This window comes from Paenibacillus piri (assembly GCF_004354045.1).
GTDB classification, from domain to species: Bacteria; Bacillota; Bacilli; order Paenibacillales; family NBRC-103111; genus Paenibacillus_S; species Paenibacillus_S piri.
The window spans coordinates 863878-875900 of sequence record NZ_SMRT01000001.1; the positions used below are offsets into that span (position 1 = coordinate 863878).

A 12023-nucleotide genomic window follows, 5' to 3' on the forward strand; every position below is an offset into this window, starting at 1 on the left:
GGGTGTATCTTCTTTATTTTTCATGAGATATCAGGAGCGGCGAGCGGCTCATAGACATGCTTCCATAAGGTGCGCTGCATACTTTTTTGGGTAAAGCGGCCTCATGCTCTGGGATCAGCAGGCATTCGATGAAAGGAGACTGTGACGTGAATATCGAAAATCTGGAAGCGTTCGTGTATGTCATTCATTTCAACAGCTTTAACAAAGCCGCCGATGCATTGTTTTTATCCCAACCGTCGATTTCCGCCCGGATTCAATCTTTGGAAAGGGAATTGGATGCTTTGCTTTTTGAAAGAGAAGGCAAACAATTCACATTAACAGATAAGGGAAAGCAGTTTCTTCCTTATGCCCAGCAAATATTGCAATCTTATAAGAAAGGCAAGCAGCAGCTGCAGACTAAGATCACTTCGCTCGACGAGCTGAGAATCGGCTGCACCGTATCCGTCTCGAATTATTTGATTCCAGAGATACTTCCTGTTCTGAAAGAACGGGTGCCGGATGTTCAAATTAAGTTAACGACCGCTGCAACTGAATCTTTGTTGGAGAAGCTGTTAAGTAAGGAGATAGATTTAGGACTAGTGCGAAATATTACCCACCCCCATATCCACTCCGTTAAATTTTATGAGGACCCTATTCGGCTTTTTGTACGCCGCGAGCATGTCTTCGCCAAGATGGAAACCGTAGCTGTCGAAGATGTAGTGAATGAGCCGTTAGTATTTTTTGAATGCGGCTCTCTCGACTGGATGAAGATCCACAGGCTGTTCGAGTCGCTGCATCTCCCGCCGAACATTGTGTATCATATCGATAATTTGGAAACAGCCAAGAAGCTGGTGCTGAAAGGCGCCGGTATCAGCTTCCTTCCGGAGCTGTGCGTTCAAAAGGAAGTTCGGGAAAACCTGCTCGTCCCTATTGAACTTCCGACTTTAAGCAGCCTCTCGCTCCGCACTAACCTGATCTCATTGAATGGAGAAGGCCTGCATTGGCATCAATTGTTTCAAGAAACGGTCAAAGGCATCAATTTCAAAACACGTTTTTAATAGAATAATTAAATTATCGGATAGAAAGAAGCTATTGGCTGACGGATTGACGGTGTTTGCAGGCGATGCTACAGTTTTGGTAAGAGTTTAAAGCCAATAAAACCTATAGGATATCGATGGATTGAAAGGGTGTTGAGGATGGGACTCAGGTTAAGCATTTTGGACCAAAGCCCGATTGGAGAAAAAGAAACGGCAACCGAAGCGCTTCAGAATACGGTTAAGCTTGCGCAAAAAGCGGAGGAACTGGGCTATTATCGCTTCTGGGTATCCGAGCATCACGATTCGGATAAACTGGCGGGTTCTTCGCCGGAAGTACTCATCTCTTATTTACTCGCCAAAACAAACCGGATTCGCGTCGGATCGGGCGGGGTGATGCTGCAGCATTACAGTCCTTACAAGGTAGCCGAAAACTTCAATATTTTGGCTTCCCTTGAACCGGGACGTGTGGACCTCGGGATCGGCAGAGCGCCCGGAGGATTGCCGCGTTCGACCAGAGCGCTTCAGCAGGATTCGCATGGCAGCAGCAAATCGTTAGGAGAAAAGCTTGTGGAATTAAAGCGGTATTTGGATAATGAGCCGGTTGCCGAGGGCCTGTTGAAAGGCGTAAGGGCAACGCCTTTGCCGCAAAGGCAGGCCGACTTATACTTGCTTGGCGCGAGCGTAGAGAGCGCAGAACTGGCGGCAAGCCTTGGAATCCCCTATGTATTTTCACAATCCATCAATGGAGAGGAGAAGACGATCGGCGAAGCGTTTCAGCTGTACCGCTCGCAATTTCAGCCCGGGAGCTTGAAGCAGCCGCATGCGATTCTTGCGGTATCCATCATCCTGACGGACACAGACGAGGAAGCGGAGCAATTGGCGGCAGCGAATTCGAAAATTTATAAAATCCGGTTGGAAAGCGGACGTACGTTAACGGTGAAAACTGTCGAGCAAATAGAGGAATACGGGCGGCAGACGACGGAGCCTTATACCATCGAGGAAACAAAGGCCAATCTCATTTACGGTTCCAGAGAAACGGTGTGCGGCAAGCTGATCGCCATTCGGAACAAATACCGGATTGAGGAGCTTATTGTTACTGCCGCATTTCCTGAATTTGCCAAACGGATATATTGTTACGAGCTGCTGAAGCAGGTTTTCCCGGAAAATAATCTAATCATCCACACATCCAATTAAGGAGGGGTTTACGATTACACAGCACAGACAGCTTAAAATCGGCGCGATGCTGCATGGAGCCGGCGGCCATATAGCGGCTTGGCGGCATCCTGATGCCGTGGCGGACGCAAGCGTAAATTTCGAATTTTATAAGCAGCTTGTTCAAAAGGCCGAGGCGGGCAAGCTCGACTTAGTGTTTGTAGCCGACGGATTGTATATCAACGAAATTTCGCATCCTAATTTTTTGAACCGATTTGAGCCGGTGGCGATTTTATCGGCTTTGGCCGGAGTAAGCTCACATATAGGGCTTGTCGGGACGCTTTCGACCTCTTACAGCGAGCCTTACACAGTGGCCAGACAATTTGCGACGATCGATATGATCAGCGGAGGTCGGGCGGGCTGGAATGCTGTCACTTCCCCTTTGGAAGGTTCGGCTTTAAATTACAGCAAAACGGAGCATCCGTCGCACGAGCTGCGCTATCGGGTCGCCGAGGAATATTTGCAGGTAACGAAAGGGCTGTGGGATTCATGGGAGGATGATGCTTTTATCCGCGACAAGGAATCCGGCCGGTTTATAGATCCTTCTAAAATGCATCGGTTAAACCATAAGGGAGAGTTTTATTCGGTGCAGGGTCCGCTTAATATCGCACGCTCGAAGCAGGGTCAGCCTTTAATTTTTCAAGCGGGTTCGTCCGTTGCAGGCAAAAATTTAGCGGCCAAAGAGGCCGACGCGGTATTTACCGGGCACGAAACAATAGAAGAGGCCAAAAGCTTTTACCGGGACGTAAAAAGCAGAGCGGTGAAATTCGGCCGTTCGGCCGGCGACGTTTTAATATTCCCGGGGATTAATCCGATTATAGGCTTTACAGAGGCAGAGGCTGTAGCCAAGTACGAACAAATTGCCAATCTCGTCGATATTGACGTCGCACTCCATTATTTGGGCCGGTTTTTCAACCATTTTAATTTCAAGCAATTTCCGCTGGACGAACCGCTGCCGGATCTCGGGGAGTTGGGAAGCGAAGGCTTCAAGAGCACGAGCGACCGCATCAAAAAAATGGCAAAAGATGAAAACTTAACGCTTCGCCAGTTGGCTCTTCGAGTCACTTCGCCAAGAAGCGGCTTTACAGGGACACCCGTACAAATCGCCGATACGATACAGCGCTGGTTTGAAGAAGGAGCGGCCGACGGGTTTATGATCGGAAGCGCCGTATTGCCGACAGGATTAAACGAATTCGTCGACCATGTCGTTCCTATCCTGCAAGAGCGGGGCCTGTTCCGTACCGACTATGAGCATCATACGCTGCGCGGAAATCTGGGACTTCCGTTCCCGCCAAATCGTTATACTTTGACAAGAGCAAAACAAGAGGCGACATATGCAGCTGCCGATGCGGTCGGCAAGTAAAACGGCCGGGCGTCTGCCAAACCATTGAACTCATATTCACATTACCAGGGATGGGGGCTTCTCATGAGGAGCAATATGTTGAAAAGATTGTCGATATTCACAACGCTGATGCTTGTTGCGGCAGGCTGCTCAGGGGAGAAGAGCGCTGTTGCTCCGGCTGCATCGCCAATCGCCAATCAACAGCAGGAGACGGTGACCAAGGGCGGGGAGCTGACATTCGGGGTGGCGTCTTCGCCAGGTGGATTGGATCCGAACGTATATCCGGGAGCGGCGGATTACAGAATCATGCGGTCGATCTTTGACAGCCTGGTCGTCCAAATGCCCGATCAGTCGTTCAAACCGTGGCTGGCTACGGAATGGACCGTTTCTCCGGACAGCAAAAGCTACACCTTCAAGCTTCGCAAAGACGTGAAATTCCATGACGGAACTCCGTTTAATGCCGCTGCGGTTAAATACAATTTCGACCGTATTGTCAATCCGGGCACGAAGTCGAGATTCGCCGTAACGTTAATCGGACCTTACGAATCGTCGGAAGTCATCGATGAATTTACCGTAAAGGTGAATTTGAAATCGCCTTACAGCGCTTTTCTAAGCAGCTTGAGCCAAGCGTTTCTTGGCATTGTTTCTCCGGCGGCAGCGCAGAAATACGGCGAGAATCTCGCTAAAAATCCGGTCGGCACGGGGCCGTTTAAGTTCGTCAGCTGGGTTGAAAATGCAGCGATTACGCTGGATAAAAATCCGGATTACAATTGGGGCCCTCCGATTGCGCAAAATATCGGTCCCGCCTACATCGATAAGCTGACATTTAAAATAATACCGGAGGAAGCGACGAGGATAGGCTCTGTACAGAGCGGGCAAATCTCTGCCGTAGAAACAGTGCCTCCCCAAAATCTGATTTCGCTCAAAAGCGATCCGAATATTACGCTTATAGAAGCGGAATCGACCGGCATTCCCTTCACGCTGATGCTGAATCAGGATCATGTGCCCTGGAATGAGCTGAAAGCGAGAAAAGCGGTACAACTGGCCATCGATATGGACACCATTGTCAAAACACTTTATCTGGGAACGTATAAAAGGGCATGGTCGCCCCTTACGCCATCGGTCCTCGGATATAACGCTTCGCTTGAAAATTCTTTTAAACCGGATATCGCCAAAGCCAATCAGCTACTTGACGAGTTGGGATGGACTCGCGGGACCGAAGGGATACGATCGAAGAACGGAAAGCCGCTTAGCATTTATTTTGTGACAAGCACGCCGAACAGGGAGAAACGCAATGATATCGCGGCGATGATCCAGCAGCTGCTTAAGCAGGTGGGCATTCAGGTCAATGTCGAAATCACGACCAGCACGAATGCTCAAACCATCGTTATGGATAAAGGCGCCAACGATTTATACGGAGTCAGCAATGTGACGGGGGACCCGGATATACTGCGCAGCTTTTTCCATACCAATGCAATTCCTAAGGAAGGCCGCTGGGGCCACAACCATACACATCTGTCCGATCCGCAGCTTGATAAATGGCTGGAGGACGGTTTGCAGGAGCAGGACCCTAAGAAGCGCAGCGAAATTTATAAAAAAATTCAGAGCTATGTGGTAGAAAACGCTATCGGCTTCCCGGTTTATATATTCCCTTACACGGTAGCGGCGGCCAAAACGACTAAAGGCTTGAAATTCGATACGCTCGGTTATCCGCTGTTCTATGACGCATCCGTTGTCAAAAAATAAGCTTCGAAAGGAAGGAACGATATGGCCTTAGCCATTATTCGAAGAGCCTTCACTTCCCTTCTGGTCATTATCGGGGCGCTCGTACTTGTTTTCTTTATTTTATATATGTTGCCGGGCGATCCGGTTTTGGCTATGCTGGAAGGCGTAAGCGCCAGTCCGGAGGCTGTGCAAAATTTGCGTCATCAGCTAGGCTTGGATCGGCCCTTGGGCGTACAATTCGCTTATTACTTTTGGGATATGATCCGGGGGGACTTCGGCAATTCGCTCGTAAACGGCGATCCGGTCTTGCCTAAAATATGGGATCAGCTTCCGGCTACGGTGGCTCTAACTGCAGCCAGCTCAATAGTGTCCATCGTGCTTGGCGTTGTGCTGGGAGTGCTCTCGGCCGTTCATCATAACCGGTTTATCGATATTATCGCGAGAATCGTCAGCTTGTTCGGGATATCGACACCGACCTTCTGGTCCGGAATCTTATTAATTTTAATTTTTTCCGTTCAGCTTCACTGGTTTCCCGCTATGGGGTCGGATGGGTTCAGCACGCTGGTGCTCCCTGCCCTGGCGCTCGGGTTTGTTACATCCGGGTTTATCGTTCGGATGGTGCGAAACAGTATGCTGGATGTTATTCAAGAGCAATTCATTGTGACGCTTCGTTCCAAAGGGCTGCCGGAACGTATCATTATGTACCGTCATGCGCTGCGGAATGCGCTTATTCCTGCGATTACGATGGTAGGCGTGCAAATCGGAGAGCTGTTAGCCGGAGCGGTTGTCATTGAAACCGTGTTTTCGCGTCAGGGCGTCGGCAGGCTGCTGGCGGACGCCATTACTGCGAAAGATTTGCCCGTCGTTCAAGGAATCATATTGTTTACGGCGGTTATGTATGTCCTTGTCAATTTGCTTGTGGATATTTCATACTCGGCGATTGACCCGAGGGTAAGACGTTCAGCGTAGCAGGTTTTAGAGGGAAGGAGAATGGTTGTGAAGCATGCCGTATCTGCAGAAGCCGTGTTGCCTGGAAAAAAGCTGCATTTATCTTTCAAAATCGGTAAAAAAATGGTGTCAATCGCGGATTCTTTCGTCTATACAGCCGGTCTTATCGTTATGGCCATTATTGTATGCGCGCTCTTTCCGCAATGGATTGCTCCTTACGCGCCGACGCAAATGATGGCTGATGCCATTCTGAAGCACCCGAGCGCGGCGCATATATTCGGTACGGATTATTACGGCAGGGACGTATTTTCATTAGTCGTATACGGCAGCCGGGACTCCTTGTTCATCGGGGTCGTCTCGGTGTTGATTGGCGCAGCTGCCGGGGGGACCATGGGAGCGTTGTCCGGCTATATAGGAGGATGGGTCGATGGGCTTCTGATGCGGTTCGTCGATGTGCTCATGACCATTCCCGGCCTTTTGCTGGCGCTGGCTATTGCCGCTGCGCTTGGTCCAAGCTTCTTCAATGTGGTGCTGGCTGTCAGTATTTCGGCCGTGCCGGGTTATGCCCGGGTAATGAGAAGTCAAGTGATTGCATTAAAAGGGCGGCCGTTTATTGCCGCATCCCGGTCGATTGGCTCGAAGCACCTGCATATATTTACGCGCCATATACTGCCGAATTCGTTATCGCCTCTGCTCGTTATGGGAACGATTGGCGTAGGATCTTCCATTCTGATCGGCTCCGGGCTCAGCTTTCTCGGTCTGGGCGTATTCAGGGAAATTCCGGATTGGGGCACGCTGTTATCTCAAGGGAGAGGATATTTAACCGTGGCCTGGTGGATGGCGACCTTCCCCGGGCTGGCCATAACCTTATTTGTTTTGTCGGTTAATTTAATAGGAGATAAATTCAGAGACCACTTGGATCCCAAGAAGCAAAGAACTTGAGGCACGCCTAGACGATATTTTTTCCAGGAGGGGTTTGGACTTGACACTTCTCGATATTCAGCATCTGACGGTCGATTTTGCCACCAAGCATGGGCTGCTCACTGCAATTGCGGATGTTTCTCTTTCCATTCAAGCTGGCGAAACCGTGTGCCTGGTCGGAGAATCGGGGAGCGGCAAGACGGTTGCTTCCAAGTCGGTCATGAGATTGATCGATTATGAGAATGGCGTGATCTCGAATGGACGCATTGCGCTGGACGGAGTGGAGTTGACTGCCTTAACCCAGGAGCAAATCCGTGTGCTGCGCGGGAAAAAGATGGCTATGATATTTCAGGAGCCGATGGCGGCCTTCGACCCTGTTTTTACAATCGGGAGTCAAATTGTGGACAGTATCGTTCAGCACAAACGGGTAAGCAAGCAAGCGGCCGCACGCCAATCCGTCGAACTGCTGCGCAGAGTAGGGATTCCGGAGCCCGAGTTGCGAATGCGCCAATATCCGAATGAGCTGTCCGGCGGCATGCTGCAGCGGGCGATGATTGCCATGGCGCTGGCCTGCGAGCCCGAGTTGCTGATTGCCGATGAGCCTACGACTGCGTTGGATGTGACGATACAGGCTCAAATCTTGCAGCTGCTGCAGGAGCTGAAAGCGGAGTATAACATGTCGATTTTGTTGATCACGCACGACATGGGCGTTGCCTCGCAGCTGGCGGATCGAATTGTCGTCATGTATGCAGGCAGGGTCATGGAGCAGGCGACAGCTGTGCAGCTTTTCGAACAGCCTTACCATCCATATACGAAAGGACTGATGCAATCGATTTTGACACTGGAGGGCAGCCGTGACAAGAGGCTGTATTCGATCGAAGGGTCGATCCCGAATCTCGCAGAGCTTCCATCGGGCTGCCGGTTTCATCCGCGCTGTCCGTATGCATCGGAAAAGTGCGTGAGACATAATCCCCCATTGCTTGAGATCAATGGGCGGGAGGCAGCATGCTGGCACGTCGAGGAGCTGGCAATGACAGCCTGGGCAGCGGATGAGCCTGAACCGGTTGTCCCGTTTGCCAAAGCGGACTTTCCCGCCGACGTTTCTGCGAACCCCGACCGGAAGCCGGCGGCTGTGCAGAATAACTTGTTTGAGGTTACAGGGCTGCAAAAGCTCTATAAAGTCAACAAAGGGATTTTTCGTAAAAACGGCGCTTCGATCCGAGCCGTGGATGATGTCTCTTTCACGATTCAGCAAGGTGAAGTATTCGGCCTTGTTGGCGAATCCGGCAGCGGCAAATCGACGCTGGGGCGAGTGCTTCTACAGCTTGAGAAGGCTACGGCCGGGCAAATAAGGTTTCAAGGGAGCGACTTGACTCTTAAAAGCGGCGAGGAGCTTCGCCAAGCCCGGGGCAGCATGCAAATGATATTTCAGGATCCGTACGGATCGCTTAGTCCGCGCTGGAAGGTTGGAGATATTATAGGCGAGCCTCTGGAAGTGCATAACCTGTTGAAAGGAAACGAGAAAAGGGTCCGTGTGGAGGAACTGCTCGAAATGGTTGGGTTAAATGCGTCATGGTATAACCGCTACCCTCATGAATTTTCGGGAGGACAGCGGCAAAGAATCGGTATAGCGAGAGCGATTGCGCTGAATCCTAAATTTATTTTGGCGGATGAGGCTGTGTCTGCGCTCGACGTATCCGTGCAGTCGCAAATCGTCAATCTGCTGCAGGATTTGCAGAGCAGAATGGGGCTTACTTATCTGTTTATCGCTCACGGTCTGCAGATTGTTCGCCACATATCCAACCGCATCGGCGTTATGTATCTTGGTAAACTGGTCGAAATTGCTCCGAGCGAGGAACTGTTCCGGCATCCGGCGCATCATTATACCCGAGCGCTGATTTCTTCGATTCCTTTGCCCGACCCTGCTCGTAAGAGTGAGCTTGTCGAACTGAAGGGCGAAATGCCTTCGCCTTCCAACCCCCCGTCAGGCTGCCGGTTTCATACCCGCTGCCCGGCAGCAATGGCCAAATGCAAAGAGCTCCAGCCGGAGCTACGGGAGCTTCAAGCGGGTCATTGGGCTGCATGCCACTATCCTTTGTAACCTGTGCTAATGACTTTTATACGAATTCATGGAGGAATGTATATAATGAGCCATACGACGATTGATATTCAAAGCTATAAGAACACGTATCAAAAGCTAAAATCGGCTATCGAGGGATTATCGGAAGAGCAGCTGAAGTGGAAGCCGGCCCCGGACAAATGGAGCGTCACGGAAGTTCTGTCTCACTTGACGGATCACAGTATCGTCTTCTCATTCCGCATCCGAAAGCTTATTTCCGAACATGCGGCGCAATTGCCGCCGTTCCAGCAGGATCCGTGGGTTAGCGAGAGCAGGGCGAACGAGGGCTCGGCAAACGATATTATTGACGTATTCGGAGTTCTTCTTACCTATAACAGTCTGCTGTTCGACCGGCTGCCTGCAGACGCCTGGAGCAGGACGGGGATCAATTTTAAAGGGGAGCCGGTAACGCTTCTTCAGTCCTTCCAATCGTTTATAAAGCATGTGGACACCCATTTATTGCAGATTGACAGGATTAAGAACGCCTATCAGTAAGGAGATCCGTATGACGCCAGAATGGCTTGCGAAAGAAGCGGGGCGTCGGCTGCGTCGGCTTATTGAGATAAGGCGGGAGCTGCACCGCCACCCCGAGCTGTCGATGCAGGAGTATGAGACAGAAGATAGCCCGAAAGGTCCGGGAATATTTGGAGGGGCAGGGATACCCACGATTCCGGTCGGTTTGCCTGTCGGCGTATTGGCCGAAATAGAGGGAGGCGGGCATGGACCCACTATCGCATTGCGGGCTGATCTGGACGCATTGCTTGTCAAGGAAGAGACAGGGCAGCCTTAAGCCTCTGAGGCTGACGGCATGATGCATGCCTGCGGCATGATTTTCATACGGCGGCTGTGCTTGTCGCGGCTGTGCTGCTGAAACGAAGTTCCGCCCGATGGAATGGCCGGGTTCGCTTGCTCGTTCAGCCTTCTGAAGAGAAAGGCACCGGGGCGCTGGAGATGATCAAGGAGGGAGCCTTGGAAGGGGTTCACTTGGAACAAGCGGGACGGAGGAATGGCATCATCCGAAATTTTACTTTGAATGAAGAAGATTTGGCTCCCGCGGTCTCCTTATTCGCTTTAACTGCCGTACAGTCGCTCCATAGTAAGGGATGATGGGGATGATTAACAAGCTAATATAAGTTTAAACGAACGTTGATGCATGACGGGTTAACGTTCTTTCCTTTTGATGTCTGAAACGGTTCCATGGGCATGAACGCAGGTAGTTGGTCACGCCGCAAATAAGCGAGTAGCCGTATACAAAAAAATATGGTATAGTTATTTCAATAACTGTAATGAATATGATAACAGTTAGCGGCGATAAGACATAACCGAATAACTTCATCTCATAACGGAGGTAATAAGGAATGAATAATCAAGAGATCCAGTCATCCGCAAAGACGGAGCCATTGTTCGAAGCCTTTACAATAGGAAAACTGAAATTAAAGAACCGCATCGTCATGGCTCCCATGACTCGAGCCTTCTCCCCCGGAGGCGTGCCGGGTCCCGATGTGGCTGCTTATTACCGCCGCCGTGCGGAGAATGGCGTAGGACTCATTATTACGGAGGGAACGTTAATTAACGATCCGGCAGCGACGGATAATCTTAACATCCCCAATTTTCATGGTAAGGAAGCGTTGGATGGTTGGGCTCATGTCGTTTCGCAAGTGCACGAAGCGGGCGGGCTGATTATGCCGCAGCTGTGGCACATCGGTACGCATCGCAAGATTGGTGCATTGCCAAATCCTGATGAAAAGCCGATTGGTCCTTCGGGTCTTGACATTGCCACAAGTGAAAAAGTTAACGAGCCGATGAGCCAAGCAAGAATCGAATCCGTTGTTGTAGCCTTTGCGCAGGCGGCCGCTGACGCCAAAAGAATTGGTTTTGACGGCATCGAGCTTCATGGGGCGCACGGCTATCTGATTGATCAATTTTTCTGGGAAAAAACGAATCAACGCTCGGATAGCTATGGCGGTAATATGGTGAAAAGAACCCGGTTTGCCGCTGAAATTATCGAAGCATGCCGCCGTGCCGTTGGTCCGGATTTCCCTATTGTATTGCGTTTATCGCAATGGAAATCAGTGGATTACCAAGCGAAACTGGCAGTAAATCCTGATGAGCTTGCCCAGTTTCTTTCCCCATTAGTGGAAGCGGGCGTTGACGTGTTTCATTGCTCCACCCGCCGCTTCTGGGAGCCGGAGTTCGAGGGCTCGGACCTGAACTTTGCAGGTTGGGTCAAAAAACTGACTGGAAAGCCCGCCATCACAGTAGGCTCCGTAGGCTTGGATAATGAGTTTTTGGCTTCTTTTAAAGGCGAAAGCGCAGGTACGGCCAACGTGGATACGTTAATTGAAAAATTAAGCAGAGAAGAGTTTGACCTGGTCGCTGTCGGTCGTGCATTGCTGGTAGATCCGGCTTGGGCTGCCAAAATTCGCGATGGCCGGCTTGATGAGCTGATTCCGTTTACCCCGGATGCTTTACGGTCATTGTCCTGATAAAGCTTGCGGCGGAGCCATGTACCCGGAATACGACAAAGGTGTACATGGTTATGAATACAGGATCGAAGACCGGTTAGTAAAAAAAGAGGTAGCAGAAGACACAAGAGTAGAACAGTAAGAGGGCATGAATGTGGGGTGGAAAGTTTACGGGCCGTCTTTGAAGTCGTGTTCCCCCTGTCCGGTCTAATCGAAGGAACACGACTTCAACAACGGCTGTAACCCCACATCCATCCCTCCCAACGCTCAAACGT

11 protein-coding genes are annotated in these 12023 nt (G+C 50.7%); all 11 read left to right on the plus strand.

Annotation, left to right across the window (positions count from 1 at the left end):
- Positions 1 to 146: 146 nt before the first annotated feature.
- The gene (locus E1757_RS03655) at positions 147 to 1037 is read left to right on the plus strand and encodes a LysR family transcriptional regulator (RefSeq protein WP_133225438.1); all 891 of its coding nucleotides are present in this window, start codon (positions 147 to 149) and stop codon (positions 1035 to 1037) included.
- A 138-nt stretch (positions 1038 to 1175) separates the two neighbouring features.
- On the plus strand, positions 1176 to 2210 hold the full coding sequence (locus E1757_RS03660) for an LLM class flavin-dependent oxidoreductase (protein WP_133225439.1): 1035 nt from the start codon (positions 1176 to 1178) through the stop codon (positions 2208 to 2210).
- Positions 2211 to 2223: 13 nt separating this feature from the next.
- The gene (locus tag E1757_RS03665) at positions 2224 to 3591 is read left to right on the plus strand and encodes an LLM class flavin-dependent oxidoreductase (RefSeq protein ID WP_133225440.1); all 1368 of its coding nucleotides are present in this window, start codon (positions 2224 to 2226) and stop codon (positions 3589 to 3591) included.
- A gap of 75 nt (positions 3592 to 3666) precedes the next feature.
- Entirely contained in the window at positions 3667 to 5316 is a 1650-nt protein-coding gene (locus E1757_RS03670) for an ABC transporter substrate-binding protein (RefSeq protein WP_133225441.1), read from the plus strand.
- A gap of 21 nt (positions 5317 to 5337) precedes the next feature.
- Positions 5338 to 6264: an ABC transporter permease gene (locus E1757_RS03675; protein WP_133225442.1), complete on the plus strand. Its 927-nt coding sequence runs from the start codon at positions 5338 to 5340 to the stop codon at positions 6262 to 6264.
- A gap of 72 nt (positions 6265 to 6336) precedes the next feature.
- Positions 6337 to 7185, plus strand: a complete 849-nt coding sequence (locus E1757_RS03680; RefSeq protein ID WP_246079025.1) for an ABC transporter permease — start codon at positions 6337 to 6339, stop codon at positions 7183 to 7185.
- 34 nt (positions 7186 to 7219) lie between these two features.
- A complete protein-coding gene (locus E1757_RS36885; protein WP_133225444.1) occupies positions 7220 to 9265 on the plus strand; it encodes an ABC transporter ATP-binding protein in 2046 nt (681 codons plus the stop codon).
- A gap of 45 nt (positions 9266 to 9310) precedes the next feature.
- On the plus strand, positions 9311 to 9778 hold the full coding sequence (locus E1757_RS03690; RefSeq protein ID WP_133225445.1) for a DinB family protein: 468 nt from the start codon (positions 9311 to 9313) through the stop codon (positions 9776 to 9778).
- A gap of 10 nt (positions 9779 to 9788) precedes the next feature.
- Positions 9789 to 10073 (plus strand): hypothetical protein, encoded by a 285-nt coding sequence (locus tag E1757_RS03695; protein ID WP_133225446.1) that lies wholly within the window; start codon positions 9789 to 9791, stop codon positions 10071 to 10073.
- 71 nt (positions 10074 to 10144) lie between these two features.
- Positions 10145 to 10390: a hypothetical protein gene (locus E1757_RS37045; RefSeq protein WP_342774514.1), complete on the plus strand. Its 246-nt coding sequence runs from the start codon at positions 10145 to 10147 to the stop codon at positions 10388 to 10390.
- A gap of 251 nt (positions 10391 to 10641) precedes the next feature.
- Entirely contained in the window at positions 10642 to 11769 is a 1128-nt protein-coding gene (locus tag E1757_RS03700) for an NADH:flavin oxidoreductase (RefSeq protein WP_133225447.1), read from the plus strand.
- Positions 11770 to 12023 lie beyond the last annotated feature (254 nt).